The following is a 15,694-nucleotide window of genomic DNA, read 5'->3' as shown; positions in this document are numbered from 1 at the left end:
ACGCAGGTTAAAGCAAAGCATTGGTCGGGCCGCCAATGGAGACTTGTCGTGCCCAAAAAACACCCTGCCATCCCTCGCCCCCAGGCATTGACCGAGGGCGCACTGTCGGCCCTTGAGCGGTTTTCACGCATCGAAGCCGTCAGCGGCATCGTCCTGTTGCTGGCGGCCATTGCAGCGTTGATCTGGGCCAACAGCCCGGCCGCCGCGTCCTACGAACACTTCTGGAACACCCCGATTACCCTCGGGCTGGGCGATTTCAGTGTGTCGCGCTCCCTGCACTTTCTGGTCAATGACGGCCTGATGACCATTTTCTTCCTGGTGGTAGGTGCGGAGATACGTCAGGAAATAAAGGACGGCGCACTCGCCAACCTGAAACTCGCGACCCTGCCGCTGGGCGCCGCACTGGGTGGCGTAGTGATGCCGGCCATTATCTACACCGCGCTCAACCATGGCACCGCCGCCGCGAGTGGCTGGGCCGTGCCCACCGCCACCGACATTGCCTTTGCCGTCGGCGTGCTGGCGCTGTTGGGCAAATCCATCCCCAGCGGTGTACGCGTCCTGCTGCTGGCACTGGCCATCATCGACGACATCGTGGCGATCCTGATCATTGCGGTGTTTTTCACTGCAAGCCTGGACTACATGGGCCTGGTGGTTGCCGCAGGTGGGTTGGCCTTGGTGTTGGTGTTCCAACGAATGGGCATCAGCAAGGCGGCGATCTATCTGCTGCCGGGGGCGATTGTCTGGTTCGGCCTGCTCAAGACCGGCGTGCACCCGACCCTCGCCGGGGTGATCCTGGGCCTGATGACGCCGGTCAGTTCCAAACCAACCACCGAACGCCCACTGGACACCATCGGCCGCACCTTCAACGAGCTGATGGATCGCCTCTCGCGACCGGCCGAAGACTCGCACCAGGTCGCCAAGCCGCTCAAGCAACTGCGCGAAGCCCAGCGCGAACTGATGCCGCCGGTGCAGCGCGTGCAGTCGGCGTTGCATCCGTGGGTCGCATTCGGTGTGATGCCGTTGTTCGCCCTGGCCAATGCCGGTGTCAGTTTGCAAGGCTTGAACCTTGAGCATCCGCTGCCCCATGGCGTGTTCATGGGCGTGATCTTCGCCCTGGTGATCGGCAAACCGTTGGGCGTGATGCTGGCGAGCATCACGCTGGTCAAACTCAATATCTGCAAGCTGCCCGACGGAGTCACCTGGAGCGGTGTCGGCCTGGTCGGCCTGCTGGCGGGGATTGGTTTTACCATGTCGATCTTTATCTCGTCCCTGGCCTTCTCCGACCCGGAACTGTTGGCAGCGGCCAAACTGAGTGTGCTGACGGCCTCGACCGTGGCAGCTGTGATTGGCTTGAGCTGGGGCAAACTGAAGTTCTGAGCCCGTCTGCGCGTCCCGCTTTCTGTACTTGCGTACGGGTGACGCAGAGCGTCACGGGATGCATTACCACGCAGAGTGTGGGAACGATCAGTTCTGAGCCGACAATTGCGCAAAAAAAAAGCCCCCGGTCCTTTCAGACCGGGGGCTTTTCTATTCAAACCAACATCAGAACTTCTTGATGTCAGCCTTGGTTTCCAACTGCTTGCGGTAGGCAGCAAAGTCCTGCTGGCCAATACGCGAGGCGAGGAAGCGGCGGTATTGCGCCTTTTCTTCGTCGGTAGGGGCTGCAGCTTCGTTGACGCCGTTCAAGCGCACGATCACCAGGCTACCGTCAGCCAGGGTCACGGTGGTGAAGGTCGGCTTGTCTTTGGCCGCAGGCTTAGGCATGCGGAACAGGGCTTGCAGCACGGCCGGCTCGATCGCTTCAGCGTTACGGGTCGCCGCTTCAGTCACCTTCCAGGCCTGGCCGTCGATCGGCTGGTTCAACGGGGTCTTGCCGTCACGCAGGCTGGCGATCAACTCGTCGGCATGGGTTTTGGCAGCCGCGATGGCGCGCTCTTTGGTCATCTGGGTGCGGATCGCAGCCGACACGCTTTCCAGCGGCAGTTGCGCAGGCTTCAGATGCTCCTTGGCACGCAGCACGATGATGGTTTCCGGGTCCAGCTCGATAGCGCTGCTGTTGGCACCTTCATCCAGCACTTCCGGGCTGAACGCTGCGGTAACCACGGCACGGTTGGCCGCAACACCTTCGCCACCTTCACGGCCAAACGGCGCGGACGTGTGCACGGTCAGCTTCAGGTCGGACGCCGGCTGAGCCAGGTCGGAGGCTTCGAATGCCGCGTCTTCCAATTGCTTGGTCGCTTCGACATAACGCTGCTCGACCTGCTGGGTCTTGAGCTCGCGGGTCAGCTTGTCTTTCAGGCTGGCAAACGATGGCACTTCAGGTGCTTCAACGCCCAACAGCTTGATCAAGTGCCAACCGAAAGTGGTGCGCACCGGCGCCGACACCTGGTCCTTGTTCAAGGCATACAGGGCGGTTTCGAAGTCCGGGTCGTAGACGCCAGGGCCGGCAAAGCCCAAGTCACCGCCATTGTTGGCCGAACCTGGATCCTGGGAGAACTCCTTGGCCAGGGCGTCGAACTTCTCACCCTTGGCCAGGCGTGCCTGGATGTCTTCGATCTTGGCCTTGGCTTGCGCGTCGGTGGTCTTGTCGTTGACTTCGATCAGAATGTGCGCGGCACGACGCTGTTCAGCGAGGTTGGCGGTTTCTTTCTGATAGGCAGCCTGCAGCTCTTCGTCCTTGACGGTGACCTGGTCGAAGAAGGAAGACTTCTTCAGTTCCAGGTAATCGATGACCACTTGGTCCGGGGTCATGAACTCTTTGGCGTGCTTGTCGTAGTAAGCCTTGACCTCATCGTCGGTGAGCTTCACCGCCGCAGGGTCAGTCTTGATGTTGACGGTGGCAAAATCGCGGGTCTGTTTTTCCAGACGGGCGAAAGCCAGCACTTCGGCGTCGGTGACGAAACCGCTGCCGGCGATGCCTGCGCGAACCTGGCCGATCAGCATTTCCTGGGTCAGCATCTGACGGAATTGCATACGGGTGTAGCCCAGCTGACGGATCACCTGGTCAAAGCGTTCGGCACTGAACTTGCCGTCCACCTGGAATTCCGGCGTCTGCAGGATCACTTGGTCCAGCGCAGCTTCAGAGAAGCCGAACTTGGAATCAGCGGCGCCTTGCAGCAACAGCTTGCGATCGATCAGGCCCTTCAGAGCCGCTTCGCGCAGGAGTTTTTCGTCCAGCAGCGAAGCATCGAAATCCTTGCCCAGCTGTTGCATCAGCTGGCGACGTTGCATGTCAACGGCCTGGCCCAGTTCGGTCTGGGTGATTTCTTCACCGTTGACCTTGGCTACGTCCTGCTTGTTGTTACCCGAAGCCTGGAAAATGGCCTCGATACCGGTGAACGCCATCAATGCGACGATGATCCCGATAATGGTCTTGGCAATCCAGCCTTGTGAATTGTCCCTGATATTTTGCAGCATGCGTCCCCCAGAAACGGTTGATCTTCAAAAATTAGGCAACCGTGGAGCGTGGGTAGAGTCCGGATAGAAGAAAGGCGCATCCGAGGATGCGCCTTCTCGTAACTGGCGGAGCGGACGGGGTTTTGAACCAACACCCCAGGCCCTGGCGACCCGATGGATACGTGGGTCAGCTGCCGCTCCGCTGCCAGGCCAGACCTGCGTCTGACCCGGGTAGGCAAGGCTTGAACGAAGCTTAGTTAACCGCTTCTTTCAGGGCTTTACCGGCTTTGAAACCTGGTTTTTTGGCAGCAGCGATTTGCAGTGCTTTGCCAGTCTGTGGGTTACGGCCAGTGCGAGCTGGGCGGTCAGTCACAGAGAAAGTACCGAAGCCTACCAGTACCACGGAGTCGCCGGCCTTCAGAGCGCCAGTGACGGATTCGATTACTGCGTCCAGCGCACGGCCAGCAGCAGCTTTCGGGATATCAGCGGATGCGGCGATAGCATCAATCAGTTCCGACTTGTTCACTCTAAGTCCCCTTATATATCTATTGAGTATGATTCTAAGTTTTTTGGTGAAAGCAAAAACCAGTGCTGAATGGCCTACAGACACTTAAGAGCCGCTTTATAACAAGGGCTCTAAAAAGCTGTCAAGGAAGCCCCCAGGCTCATTCGCATTAATGCGTGCTAATTCTTTCCTTGGAATCGGACTCGCGTTTTTCGTCCTTCGCGACAATCTCCGGAGCCACATCCGGCAAGGGCTCCGGCGCGTATTGCAACGCAATTTGCAGGACCTCGTCAATCCATTTAACCGGTTTAATCTGAAGATCCTGCTTGATATTGTCAGGAATTTCCTTCAAGTCGCGAACATTCTCTTCCGGAATGATCACGGTCTTGATACCGCCTCGGTGTGCAGCGAGCAATTTCTCTTTCAGACCACCGATGGCCAATACCTGACCCCGCAGGGTAATTTCCCCGGTCATCGCCACATCGGCACGCACAGGAATGCCAGTCAGTGCCGACACCAGTGCCGTGCACATGCCTACACCGGCGCTAGGGCCGTCTTTGGGGGTCGCCCCTTCCGGCATGTGGATGTGGGTGTCGTGCTTCTCGTGGAAGTCCAGGGGGATCCCCAGGCTCTTGGCGCGGCTGCGCACCACGGTCTGCGCGGCGGTGATCGATTCGACCATCACATCACCCAACGAACCGGTCTTGATAAGCTGGCCTTTGCCCGGGATAACCGCCGCTTCGATGGTCAGCAGTTCGCCGCCCACCTGGGTCCACGCCAGGCCCGTCACCTGCCCTACCTGATCCTGCTGCTCAGCCAGGCCGTAACGGAACTTCTTCACGCCCAGGAAGTGCTCCAGGGAATCGGCAACTACCTTCACCGAGAAGCGTTTTTCCAGCGAGTGCTCCTTGACCGCTTTGCGGCAGATCTTCGCAATCTGACGCTCAAGGCCACGCACACCGGCTTCGCGGGTGTAGTAACGCACGATGTCGCGGATCGCTTCGACGTCAAATTCGATCTCGCCTTTTTTCAGGCCATTGGCCGAAATCTGCTTGGGCGCGAGGTATTTGACGGCGATGTTGATCTTCTCGTCTTCGGTGTAACCCGGCAGACGAATCACCTCCATCCGGTCCAGCAGGGCTGGCGGGATGTTCATGGAGTTGGAGGTGCACAGGAACATTACGTCGGACAAGTCGTAGTCGACTTCCAGGTAATGGTCGTTGAAATTGTGGTTCTGCTCGGGGTCGAGCACTTCGAGCAACGCCGAGGCCGGATCGCCACGCATGTCGCTGCCCATTTTGTCGATTTCATCGAGCAGGAACAGCGGGTTGCGCACACCCACCTTCGTCATCTTTTGAATCAATCTTCCTGGCATCGAACCGATGTACGTACGGCGATGGCCACGAATTTCCGCTTCATCACGCACACCGCCAAGGGCCATGCGCACAAATTTACGGTTGGTGGCACTGGCAATCGACTCGGCCAGGGAAGTTTTACCTACACCCGGAGGGCCGACCAGGCACAACACCGGGCCACGAATTTTCTTCACGCGCTTTTGCACGGCGAGGTATTCGAGGATGCGTTCTTTGACTTCTTCGAGGCCGTAGTGGTCGGCGTCAAGGATCTCTTCGGCACGGGCCAGGTCCAGGCGCACTTTGGTCTGAGCTTTCCACGGCACCTGCACCAGCCAGTCGATGTAGGAACGCACCACGGTGGCTTCGGCCGACATTGGCGACATTTGCTTGAGCTTGTTCAGCTCAGCCATGGCCTTGGTCAGGGCTTCTTTAGGCAGGCCGGCGGCGTCGATGCGCTTTTTCAGCTCTTCGACTTCGTTGTGGCCTTCTTCGCTGTCGCCGAGTTCTTTCTGAATGGCCTTCATCTGCTCATTCAGGTAGTACTCGCGCTGGCTGCGCTCCATTTGTTTCTTCACGCGACCACGGATGCGCTTCTCAACCTGCAGCAGGTCGATTTCACCATCCAGCAGCGCCAGCACGTGTTCAACACGGGCCGGCAGGTCGATGATTTCGAGGATGTCCTGCTTCTGCTCGATCTTGAGCGCCATGTGCGCGGCCATGGTGTCGACCAGGCGGCTTGGCTCATCGATGCTGTTGAGGGACGACAGCACTTCAGCCGGGACTTTCTTGCCCAGTTGCACATACTGCTCGAACTGCGAGAGCAGGCTGCGCACAAACACTTCGGATTCGCGCTCAGGGGCTTCGACTTCGTCGATCAGCGCCACTTCGGCGCGCAGGTGACCGTCCACCTCCATGAAGCGCTCGACCGCACCACGCTGCTCGCCTTCGACCAGCACCTTGACGGTGCCATCGGGCAACTTGAGCAATTGCAGAACAGTCGCAACGGTACCGACCCGATACAGGGCATCTTCGCCTGGATCATCATCAGCAGGATTCTTCTGGGCCAACAGCAGGATCTGCTTGTCGCCCGTCATCGCAGCCTCGAGGGCTTCGATAGACTTCTCGCGCCCCACGAACAGCGGGATAACCATGTGCGGATAGACGACGACATCACGCAACGGCAGGAGAGGCAATTCAATGGTTGTCTTCATGATTTCGCCTCTATGACAGTTGAAAAATTAGCTTGAAACCAAGATGGGGGCTGTACGCAAAAAAAACAAGCTCAATGCCAGCAGTTAAACGCATGAATAAACGCGAATTTAACCGCAAAACACAAACCGCCCCGAAAAACCGCCACATAAAAAGAAAGGGCCTCGAAAGGCCCTTGCTTGTACTGCGACGGCTTGACGCTTACGCGTCAGGTGCAGCCTTGGCAGCCGGCTCACTGTTTTCGTAGATATACAGTGGCTTGGATTTGCCTTCGATAACGCTTTCGTCGATCACCACCTTGCTCACCTCGGATTGCGAGGGGATTTCGTACATGGTGTCGAGCAACACGCCTTCGAGGATCGAACGCAGGCCACGTGCACCGGTCTTGCGCTCCAGTGCCCGCTTGGCCACTGATTTGAGCGCGTCGGTACGGAACTCGAGGTCTACACCTTCCATCTCGAACAGCTTGGCGTATTGCTTGGTCAGGGCGTTTTTCGGCTCGGTGAGGATCTGAATCAGAGCAGCCTCATCCAGCTCGTCCAACGTGGCCAGGACCGGCAGACGGCCAACGAATTCCGGGATCAGACCGAACTTGACCAGATCGTCAGGCTCGACTTCACGCAGGGACTCGCCCACCTTCTTGCCTTCTTCCTTGCTGCGCACTTCTGCACCGAAACCAATGCCGCCACGGGTGGAACGTTGCTGAATAACCTTTTCCAGCCCCGAGAAAGCACCGCCACAGATGAACAGGATGTTGCGCGTATCAACCTGAAGGAATTCCTGCTGCGGGTGCTTGCGGCCGCCTTGTGGCGGTACGGAAGCAACCGTGCCTTCGATCAGTTTCAACAGGGCTTGCTGCACGCCTTCACCGGAAACGTCCCGAGTGATCGACGGGTTGTCGGACTTGCGCGAAATCTTGTCGATTTCGTCGATGTAGACAATACCCATCTGGGCCTTCTCTACGTCGTAGTCGCACTTTTGCAGCAGCTTCTGAATGATGTTCTCGACATCTTCACCCACGTAGCCAGCCTCGGTGAGGGTGGTGGCGTCGGCGATGGTGAATGGAACGTTCAGCAGACGAGCGAGGGTTTCTGCAAGCAGGGTTTTACCCGAGCCTGTAGGACCGATCAGCAAGATGTTGCTCTTGCCGAGTTCGACTTCGTCGCCTTTCTTGTCACGCTGGTTCAAGCGCTTGTAGTGGTTGTACACCGCTACCGCCAAAACCTTTTTTGCACGCTCTTGACCAATCACATACTGATCAAGGATGCCGCTGATTTCTTTAGGCGAAGGCAATTTATGCGCGCTGCTCTCGGCCTGGGCTTCCTGCACCTCCTCGCGGATGATGTCATTGCACAGGTCGACGCACTCGTCGCAGATAAACACCGAGGGGCCGGCAATCAATTTGCGTACTTCATGCTGGCTTTTGCCGCAGAAGGAGCAATAGAGCAGCTTGCCGTTGTCCTCGCCGTTGCGGGTGTCAGTCATTCGTTCGATCCAAATCCGATAGGCTTGCAACACAAGATGAAGGCTTATGCGGGCTTTTTCAAGCCCGCCGGTGGTCGGACATGCCGACCAGCCTTATTTTGAGGTGCTTATATTAAGCGGGGCGCTTTTCGATCACTGCGTCGATCAACCCGTATTCACGAGCAGCTTCAGCGCTCATGAAATTGTCGCGGTTGGTATCACGCTCGATTTCTTCCAGGGTGTGCCCGCTGTGTTTGGCCATCAGCGTGTTCAGACGCTCACGAATAAACAGGATTTCCTTGGCGTGGATTTCGATGTCCGATGCCTGGCCCTGGAAACCGCCCAACGGCTGGTGAATCATCACGCGCGAGTTCGGCAGGCAGTAACGCTTGCCCTCGGCACCTGCGGTCAGCAGGAAAGCGCCCATGCTGCAGGCCTGGCCGATGCACGTGGTCGACACGTTTGGCTTGATGAACTGCATGGTGTCGTAGATCGACATGCCTGCAGTAACCGAGCCGCCCGGGGAGTTGATGTAAAGATGGATGTCCTTGTCCGGGTTTTCCGCTTCAAGGAACAGCAGTTGCGCGCAGATCAGGTTGGCCATGTAGTCCTCTACCGGGCCGACCAGAAAAATCACTCGCTCCTTGAGCAGGCGCGAGTAGATGTCATAGGCGCGTTCGCCACGAGCAGATTGCTCGACAACCATCGGGACCAAGCCGCCAGCGGCCTGGATATCAGAGTTCTGCTGAATATAGGAATTACGGAACATGCTCTGCAGTTACTCCCAAATAGTCATGTCTTGAAAACGCATAAGCCAGCGCGAGGCTGGCTTATGGTTATATTTCGAACGAGTTGGACAATCAGTCGGCTTGTGCTGCTTCCGCCGGTTTGACTGCTTCTTCGTAAGAGACCGCTTTGTCGGTCACCTTAGCCTTCTGCAGAACAGTATCCACAACTTGTTCTTCCAGCACAACCGAACGTACTTCGTTCAGTTGCTGGTCGTTCTTGTAGTACCAAGCCACGACCTGCTCAGGCTCCTGGTAGGCCGAAGCCATTTCCTGGATCATTTCGCGAACGCGATCTTCGTCAGGCTTGAGGTCGAATTGCTTGACCACTTCAGCCACGACCAGACCCAGCACAACGCGGCGCTTGGCTTGCTCTTCGAACAGCTCGGCCGGCAGCTGGTCAGGCTTGATGTTGCCACCGAACTGCTGAACCGCTTGAACGCGCAGGCGATCCACTTCGTTGGACAGCAGGGCCTTCGGCACTTCGATCGGGTTGGCGGCCAGCAGACCATCCATCACCTGGTTCTTGACCTTGGACTTGATGGCCTGACGCAGCTCACGCTCCATGTTCTTGCGAACTTCGGTACGGAAGCCGTCGATGCCGGTTTCCTTGATACCGAACTGGGCGAAGAATTCTTCGTTCAGCTCAGGCAGCTTAGGCTCGGAAACACTGTTGACGGTCACGGTGAACTCGGCGGCTTTGCCGGCCAGGTCCAGGTTCTGGTAGTCAGCAGGGAAAGTCAGGTTCAGAACGCGCTCTTCACCGGCCTTGGCGCCAACCAGGCCGTCTTCGAAGCCCGGGATCATGCGGTTGGAACCCAGCACCAGCTGGGTACCCTTGGCGGAGCCGCCAGCGAATGCTTCGCCGTCAACCTTGCCAACGAAATCGATGTTCAGCTGGTCTTCGTTCTGGGCGGCACGGTCGGCCACTTCAAAACGGGTGTTCTGCTTGCGCAGGATTTCCAGCATGTTGTCCAGGTCGGCATCTGCCACGTCAGCGCTCAGGCGCTCAACGGCGATGTCTTCGAAACCGGCAACGGTGAATTCCGGGAACACTTCGAATACGGCAACGTATTCCAGGTCTTTACCGGCTTCCAGGGACTTAGGCTCGATCGAAGGCGAACCCGCTGGGTTCAGTTTGTGCTCGACAACGGCTTCGTAGAAGGAAGCCTGGATCACGTCACCAACAGCTTCCTGACGCGCATCGGCACCAAAACGACGCTTGATTTCGCTCATTGGCACTTTGCCTGGACGGAAACCAGCGATCTTGGCCTTTTGGGCAGTCTGCTGCAGACGCTTGTTGACCGCAGTCTCAATACGCTCTGCCGGCACGGTGATGCTCAGGCGGCGCTCGATGGCAGTAGTATTTTCAACAGAAACTTGCATGGATATTCCTCGTTGCACAGACGTTAGCCGGCCGTTTCCGACCCCAGAATCAAGGGCATGCATTCTAGTGGGTCAAACTCAAGAAGTCACCCTACTGAAAACGGGTGGAAAAACAGCAGGCCATTTATAGGTTCAAGTGCACGCATGCACCTCATCCCGTTAGCAAATACAGCGCATCTCGCCAGGGCTCTAGCGCCAGCCCTTCTATATATAGAAGAGGCTGGATGCACACCCCGGCGAGCGACCCTGCAAGCAAGGTCGAAGGGTGTGGCAGCAGCATCGAGAAACACAAATACGATGAAACGCCCTACCCTGGAAACTCAAAACACTCAAACAAAAACGGCACAGCCCTTTTTCAGGTACTGCGCCGTTATTCGCTATTAAATAGCTGTACCGACCCTTATATAGCCGCGGATCAGTTCTACACGCTCAAAACCGGCAACGATTCTAACGCCAAGGCATTGAGAATGCTTGTTTTTTCTTGACGTCAATCAACGCCACAGGCCTGATGCCGGTCGATGGCGGCAAAAACCCGACTGCGCGCCCGGTGCAGCAGCACCCGCGCATTGCACAGACTGACGCCCAGCAACTCGGCAATCTCCTCAAGCTCAAGCCCTACCCGCTCACGCAGCACAAGCGCAGCGCTCTGAAGCGTCGACAGTTCCTGCAACGCGCGCTCGATACAGGCGCGCAGTTCGTCTTCACTGACCAGCGCCTCGGGCGTATCTTCATGCCAGCCCGCCGGTGCCGACAGCCACTGGCCACTGGCGGCGCAAAAGCGCTCCTGACCCTGCGAGTCATCGAAAAACACTTCGCGCCGACTCCGACCATAGCGGCCCTTGGCTTTATTGGCCGTAATCGTCAGCACCCAGGTCTTGAGGCTGGAGCGCCCCTGAAAACCACTCAGCCCGCGCACAATCGCCAACCAGGCATCCTGCACCACATCATCGACATGCCGATGCCCGGCGATCGCCGAAGCCACCGCACGCATGGCGCCCTGATGGGTTTTAACCAGGTCGCAATAGGCCGATTGCTCTCCCAACAGCAGGCGCCCGAGCAAATGCGCCTCACCAACCGCCATTCCCTGACTTTGATCCTGCTGTTGTGCCAACATTTTTCAGACCCTCCACGTAGCAGCGGATGAGGATCCAGGCCCATCCACGGCCATCCTCGTCAGTACATACGCGGCAGGGCATTTTTTGGATGCAAAAAAAAGCGCCAGATCATTGATCTGGCGCTTTTTAAAATATGGGGTGGACGAAGGGGATCGAACCCTCGACAACGGGAGTCACAATCCCGTGCTCTACCAACTGAGCTACGCCCACCATATTGCTTCAACAAGGAACTCGAACACCTTCCTTGTCTGGCCTCACCCTGCCTGATGGCTGGGTGACGCTTAATTGGTGCGGATGAAGAGACTCGAACTCTTACGCCTCGCGGCGCTGGAACCTAAATCCAGTGTGTCTACCAATTCCACCACATCCGCGCTTGAAACTCTTAAAGCAAAGGCGCCAGATGATTAATCTGGCGCCTTTCTAAATATGGGGTGGACGAAGGGGATCGAACCCTCGACAACGGGAGTCACAATCCCGTGCTCTACCAACTGAGCTACGCCCACCATATAGCGCTACTTGTGCCAAAGCTGCCTAATGGCGCACCCGGCAGGACTCGAACCTGCGACCATCCGCTTAGAAGGCGGATGCTCTATCCAGCTGAGCTACGGGCGCCTTATTAATCTGTACTCGTTGAAGATTACAAACTAAGTGCTTCCAGCCTTGCAGAACAGCTCTATCTGCTCGACCTTCTTAACCAGTGCTAGGCTGTGCCCGACAAGTGCGACGAATAGTATAGACGGCCTTGATACCCGTCAAATCTTTTTTGAAAAAAACTGATTTTATTTAAGGGGTTAGGGCAATTTGCAGACCAAGCGCCTTTGCCCTCACGTCATGGCGTGCGAGAATGCGCGCACTTTTCTTCCCCCTCTCGATGGTTAATCACGCGTAATGACTGCACAACTTATCGACGGCAAATCAATCGCCGCCAGCCTGCGCCAGCAGATCGCCAAACGAGTCACCGAGCGCCGCCTGCAAGGTCTGCGCACGCCTGGCCTCGCGGTGATCCTGGTCGGCAGCGATCCTGCCTCTCAGGTTTATGTCTCGCACAAGCGTAAAGACTGTGAAGAGGTCGGCTTTATTTCCAAGGCCTACGACTTGCCTTCCGAGACCACCCAGCAGGCGCTTACCGACCTGATCGACGGCCTCAACGACGACCCGGCCATTGACGGTATCCTGCTGCAACTGCCGCTGCCCGAGCACCTGGACGCCTCCAAACTGTTGGAGCGCATCCGCCCGGACAAAGACGTCGACGGCTTCCACCCCTATAACGTCGGCCGCCTGGCCCAACGCATCCCGCTGCTGCGCCCCTGCACCCCGAAGGGCATCATGACCCTGCTGGAGAGCACCGGCGTCGATCTGTACGGTCTGGATGCCGTAGTCGTTGGTGCCTCCAACATTGTTGGCCGCCCGATGGCCATGGAGCTGCTGCTGGCCGGCTGCACCGTGACTGTCACCCACCGTTTCACCAAAGACCTCGCCGGCCACGTTGGCCGTGCCGACCTGGTGGTGGTTGCCGCGGGCAAACCGGGCCTGGTCAAGGGCGAGTGGATCAAGGAAGGCGCGATCGTGATCGATGTGGGCATCAACCGTCAGGACGACGGCAAGCTGGTCGGCGACGTGGTGTACGAAACCGCCCTGCCCCGTGCCGGCTGGATCACCCCGGTACCCGGCGGTGTCGGCCCGATGACCCGTGCGTGCCTGCTGGAAAACACCCTGTATGCCGCAGAAAGCCTGCACGGCTAATAACCTGCCGTACTGAAAAAGCCCTGCCTTATCGCAGGGCTTTTTATTGAATGGCTAAAAACCCTTTTTTCTTAGTTTTTAAGCACTTTCGTCTGGATCTAGAAGAACATTCGACAGTTCTTCGTCCATACTCCTAAAATGTAACGGCATTTATCAAAAAACCGTTCTCTAACGGCATTTTCCTTACTTTTTTAGCGAGTTCACCCGCGTGAAAATTCGTCTCTCTCTTGTCAGCCTATTTTTTGCATTTACAGGCACCTTCGCGCACGCCAGCGAAACCACCCTCGCCCCGCGTGATACTTCAAAACTGCAGATTGCTTCCGGCAGCGCCATCCTGGTCGACCTGCAGACCAACAAAGTCATCTATTCCAGCAACCCCGACGTGGTGGTGCCAATTGCCTCCGTCAGCAAGCTGATGACCGGCCTGATCGTGCTCGAAGCCAAACAGAACATGGATGAGTACATCGACATCAACATCAAGGACACGCCAGAAATGAAAGGCGTGTTCTCCCGGGTGAAAATCGGCAGCGAAATGCCGCGCAAGGAAATGCTGCTGATCGCCCTGATGTCCTCGGAAAACCGCGCCGCCGCCAGCCTGGCCCACCACTACCCGGGCGGCTACCCGGCGTTTATTGCAGCGATGAACGCCAAGGCCAAGGCACTGGGCATGACCAGCACGCACTACGTGGAGCCCACCGGCCTGTCGATTCACAACGTGTCCACCGCCCGCGACCTGAGCAAGCTGCTGGCCGCCGCGCGTAAATACCCGATGCTGAGCCAACTGAGCACCACCAAGGAAAAGACCGTGGCGTTCCGCAAGCCCAACTACACCTTGGGTTTCTCCAACACCGATCACCTGATCAACCGCGCCAACTGGGATATCAAGCTGACCAAGACCGGCTTCACCAACCAGGCCGGCCACTGCCTGGTGCTGGTGACCAGCATGGGCAACCGCCCGGTATCGCTGGTGATCCTTGATGCGTTCGGCAAGTTCACCCACTTTGCCGATGCCACGCGTATCCGCAACTGGGTCGAAACCGGGCGCGGCGGTTCGGTGCCGGACGTGGCCTTGCGCTACAAGGCCGACAAGAACCTGAAGAATCGCCCGAACGCGGCTGAAGTACGCCGCTGAATAATGTGGGAGCTGGCTTGCCTGCGATAGCATCAACGCGGTGCAACAGATAAACCGAGTTGCCTGCATCGCAGGCAAGCCAGCTCCCACAGGCTATAGCCTTCAGCGTTTTTACTTTCTTTCCGCCAGCACCTTGAGCGCCTGCGCCGCCGCCTGCTCCTGCCCGGCCTGCGCCGTGGCATTGGCAGAATCACGCCAGCGCTGCACATCCACATTCGCCGGCAACTGGCTCGGGCGCTGGGTCAAAATCGCCCAGTGCCCCGCGCTCTTCCACGCCGACTCAAAATTACTGAAGCTCATCAACAGCCGTCGGTCCATGCCCGAGCGCAGCAGCACGGTGCTTTTCTGCTGATTGAACCCCACCACCACAACATAACGCGTGCCCGACCACATGCTCGGGTTGATCCGCGCCATCACCGGGTAACCCGCCGCCACTTGCGCCAGCACGGCCGTCAGCTGGCTGTCCAGCGGGTACACCATCAGCCCGTATTCACGCGCCAGCACCTGCATATTGCGCTCAAGGTTCGCCTCGCCACCCGGTAAGTGCAGCGGTTTGTCCAGCAAGCCGGGTGTCATGACAATGCCTTGTTGCGACAGCATGCTGGCTAAAGCTGAAGGACCGCTCTGATAGGCCTCGCTGCGATAAGCCGGCACTCCCGTGAGTTCAACGCGCTCCGGCAACCCCGCCAGTTTCGACGGGTGCCCGGAACACGCCGCCAGCCCGAGGGCGCACGCCAGCAGCAAGGAGGTTTTAACGTTCGAGCGTAAGCGCAATTTTTTACTCTCTTGATCAACGGCCGGTAAGGGCCCAGATCATAGCCCAATCGCGTTTAGGGAGTAGCGACAGGCTGCTGATATAGCCAACAAGTTGGACCGATTCGACCATTGGTCAATAGCACGCAACCGTCAGCTGGCTAGACTGTCCATTGAGAAGACTGTGTGTGCCCCCAGCGGGGCGAAAGGAGGCCAGAATGAGCCTTGCAACAACGATTTTCCTGTTGGTCTGCGGTTGGCTGTCAGTAGCCGCCGCCATGCTGTGGGGCGTGATGCGCGTAACGCGTCGGCATCACCACCCCCATGTCACACCGGCTGCACCCGCCAAGCCGCACAAGGCCGCGGTGCATCACGCCTAGCCAGGCATGCAATTAAAGTCCTGAGTCGCTGCAACCTCCTTGCCGCGACCGTCTTTGAGCACGGCACGCACGGTAGTGCCCAGGCTGGATTCCACCAGCGTGTAGTGCTCACCCGCCTTGAAGTTCTTGTACTCGACCCGGCCCTGGCAGTCTTGCTGGTTGTCGTCGCCCGGCTCTTCTTCAAACAGTGTCACATCCAAACGATGGTCCCCCGGCGTCACTTCAAAATAGCGACCGTCATCCACGCGGTGGCCGTCGACGCGCTCGGCCATCAGGTCATTTGGCGCTTCTTCCTTCAGACCAATCCATGCCTCGCTCGGGTCAGCTTTAGGGATGGGGCCGGCGCAGGCTGACAACAACAAAACAACACCAAGCGCGGGGATCAACAATAGAGGTTTGAATGACATGGCAGGGCTCCAAAGGGCATCAGTAAAAACGTTGAAGGCGATTCAAATGTATCGCCGCCGATGG

14 protein-coding genes and 4 tRNA genes are annotated in these 15,694 nt (G+C 57.7%); 5 read left to right on the top strand and 13 right to left on the bottom strand.

Annotation, left to right across the window (positions count from 1 at the left end; all coding sequences use genetic code 11):
- The first annotated feature begins 48 nt into the window (after positions 1–48).
- Positions 49–1,377, top strand: coding sequence for a Na+/H+ antiporter NhaA (gene nhaA / locus AOA62_RS24350; RefSeq protein WP_099550020.1), 1,329 nt, complete (start codon positions 49–51; stop codon positions 1,375–1,377).
- A 165-nt stretch (positions 1,378–1,542) separates the two neighbouring features.
- On the opposite strand, the gene AOA62_RS24345 is transcribed toward nhaA, so the two are convergent.
- The 6 genes from AOA62_RS24345 to tig form a co-directional block, all read right to left on the bottom strand.
- Positions 1,543–3,417, bottom strand: a complete 1,875-nt coding sequence (locus tag AOA62_RS24345) for a SurA N-terminal domain-containing protein (protein ID WP_017136466.1) — start codon at positions 3,415–3,417, stop codon at positions 1,543–1,545.
- A 232-nt stretch (positions 3,418–3,649) separates the two neighbouring features.
- The gene (locus AOA62_RS24340; RefSeq protein WP_003174819.1) at positions 3,650–3,922 is read right to left on the bottom strand and encodes an HU family DNA-binding protein; all 273 of its coding nucleotides are present in this window, start codon (positions 3,920–3,922) and stop codon (positions 3,650–3,652) included.
- Positions 3,923–4,070: 148 nt separating this feature from the next.
- The gene (gene lon, locus AOA62_RS24335) at positions 4,071–6,467 is read right to left on the bottom strand and encodes an endopeptidase La (protein WP_099550019.1); all 2,397 of its coding nucleotides are present in this window, start codon (positions 6,465–6,467) and stop codon (positions 4,071–4,073) included.
- A gap of 199 nt (positions 6,468–6,666) precedes the next feature.
- Positions 6,667–7,950: an ATP-dependent Clp protease ATP-binding subunit ClpX gene (gene clpX, locus AOA62_RS24330; protein ID WP_017136464.1), complete on the bottom strand. Its 1,284-nt coding sequence runs from the start codon at positions 7,948–7,950 to the stop codon at positions 6,667–6,669.
- Between the two features lie 112 nt (positions 7,951–8,062).
- Complete coding sequence (clpP, locus tag AOA62_RS24325; protein ID WP_003174822.1) at positions 8,063–8,698, bottom strand: ATP-dependent Clp endopeptidase proteolytic subunit ClpP; 636 nt, start codon at positions 8,696–8,698, stop codon at positions 8,063–8,065.
- Positions 8,699–8,789: 91 nt separating this feature from the next.
- On the bottom strand, positions 8,790–10,100 hold the full coding sequence (gene tig, locus AOA62_RS24320; protein WP_017136463.1) for a trigger factor: 1,311 nt from the start codon (positions 10,098–10,100) through the stop codon (positions 8,790–8,792).
- A 224-nt stretch (positions 10,101–10,324) separates the two neighbouring features.
- Between tig and AOA62_RS24315 the strand changes: the two genes are divergently transcribed.
- Positions 10,325–10,585 (top strand): hypothetical protein, encoded by a 261-nt coding sequence (locus AOA62_RS24315; protein WP_032865532.1) that lies wholly within the window; start codon positions 10,325–10,327, stop codon positions 10,583–10,585.
- Positions 10,586–10,587: 2 nt separating this feature from the next.
- Here AOA62_RS24315 and AOA62_RS24310 read toward each other — a convergent pair whose 3' ends face one another.
- From AOA62_RS24310 to AOA62_RS24290, 5 genes are all read right to left on the bottom strand, one after another.
- A complete protein-coding gene (locus AOA62_RS24310) occupies positions 10,588–11,181 on the bottom strand; it encodes an RNA polymerase sigma factor (RefSeq protein WP_099550018.1) in 594 nt (197 codons plus the stop codon).
- 168 nt (positions 11,182–11,349) lie between these two features.
- Positions 11,350–11,425: transfer RNA gene (locus AOA62_RS24305), tRNA-His, on the bottom strand.
- A gap of 76 nt (positions 11,426–11,501) precedes the next feature.
- Positions 11,502–11,586, bottom strand: a tRNA-Leu gene (locus AOA62_RS24300).
- 56 nt (positions 11,587–11,642) lie between these two features.
- Positions 11,643–11,718, bottom strand: a tRNA-His gene (locus tag AOA62_RS24295).
- 32 nt (positions 11,719–11,750) lie between these two features.
- A tRNA-Arg gene (locus AOA62_RS24290) sits at positions 11,751–11,827 on the bottom strand.
- Between the two features lie 276 nt (positions 11,828–12,103).
- Here AOA62_RS24290 and folD point away from each other — a divergent pair.
- Positions 12,104–12,958: a bifunctional methylenetetrahydrofolate dehydrogenase/methenyltetrahydrofolate cyclohydrolase FolD gene (gene folD / locus AOA62_RS24285; RefSeq protein WP_017136461.1), complete on the top strand. Its 855-nt coding sequence runs from the start codon at positions 12,104–12,106 to the stop codon at positions 12,956–12,958.
- A 208-nt stretch (positions 12,959–13,166) separates the two neighbouring features.
- Positions 13,167–14,090: a D-alanyl-D-alanine endopeptidase gene (pbpG, locus tag AOA62_RS24280; protein WP_017136460.1), complete on the top strand. Its 924-nt coding sequence runs from the start codon at positions 13,167–13,169 to the stop codon at positions 14,088–14,090.
- A gap of 111 nt (positions 14,091–14,201) precedes the next feature.
- Here pbpG and AOA62_RS24275 read toward each other — a convergent pair whose 3' ends face one another.
- Positions 14,202–14,864 (bottom strand): peptidase C39 family protein, encoded by a 663-nt coding sequence (locus AOA62_RS24275; RefSeq protein ID WP_017136459.1) that lies wholly within the window; start codon positions 14,862–14,864, stop codon positions 14,202–14,204.
- Between the two features lie 197 nt (positions 14,865–15,061).
- Here AOA62_RS24275 and AOA62_RS32090 point away from each other — a divergent pair, with 197 nt between their 5' ends.
- On the top strand, positions 15,062–15,223 hold the full coding sequence (locus tag AOA62_RS32090) for a hypothetical protein (RefSeq protein WP_017136458.1): 162 nt from the start codon (positions 15,062–15,064) through the stop codon (positions 15,221–15,223).
- Here AOA62_RS32090 and AOA62_RS24270 read toward each other — a convergent pair.
- Positions 15,220–15,630 carry a hypothetical protein gene (locus tag AOA62_RS24270; RefSeq protein ID WP_099550017.1) on the bottom strand — a complete coding sequence of 137 codons (411 nt, stop codon included), beginning with the start codon at positions 15,628–15,630 and terminating at the stop codon, positions 15,220–15,222. The genes AOA62_RS32090 and AOA62_RS24270 overlap by 4 nt on opposite strands.
- Between the last annotated feature and the right edge of the window lie 64 nt (positions 15,631–15,694).

Source organism: Pseudomonas sp. 2995-3, from assembly GCF_002742565.1.
In the GTDB taxonomy this organism is placed as follows: Bacteria; Pseudomonadota; Gammaproteobacteria; order Pseudomonadales; family Pseudomonadaceae; genus Aquipseudomonas; species Aquipseudomonas edaphica.
This window is presented reverse-complemented; position numbering and strand designations above follow the sequence as displayed.

Bases quoted from the DNA above. Each gene is read 5' to 3' on its own strand.
- AOA62_RS24345 (WP_017136466.1), bottom strand. From the start codon at position 3,417: ATGCTGCAAAATATCAGGGACAATTCACAAGGCTGGATTGCCAAGACC.
- lon (WP_099550019.1), bottom strand. From the start codon at position 6,467: ATGAAGACAACCATTGAATTGCCTCTCCTGCCGTTGCGTGATGTCGTC.
- clpX (WP_017136464.1), bottom strand. From the start codon at position 7,950: ATGACTGACACCCGCAACGGCGAGGACAACGGCAAGCTGCTCTATTGC.
- clpP (WP_003174822.1), bottom strand. From the start codon at position 8,698: ATGTTCCGTAATTCCTATATTCAGCAGAACTCTGATATCCAGGCCGCT.
- tig (WP_017136463.1), bottom strand. From the start codon at position 10,100: ATGCAAGTTTCTGTTGAAAATACTACTGCCATCGAGCGCCGCCTGAGC.
- AOA62_RS24315 (WP_032865532.1), top strand. From the start codon at position 10,325: ATGCACACCCCGGCGAGCGACCCTGCAAGCAAGGTCGAAGGGTGTGGC.
- AOA62_RS24310 (WP_099550018.1), bottom strand. From the start codon at position 11,181: ATGGCGGTTGGTGAGGCGCATTTGCTCGGGCGCCTGCTGTTGGGAGAG.
- folD (WP_017136461.1), top strand. From the start codon at position 12,104: ATGACTGCACAACTTATCGACGGCAAATCAATCGCCGCCAGCCTGCGC.
- AOA62_RS32090 (WP_017136458.1), top strand. From the start codon at position 15,062: ATGAGCCTTGCAACAACGATTTTCCTGTTGGTCTGCGGTTGGCTGTCA.
- AOA62_RS24270 (WP_099550017.1), bottom strand. From the start codon at position 15,630: ATGTCATTCAAACCTCTATTGTTGATCCCCGCGCTTGGTGTTGTTTTG.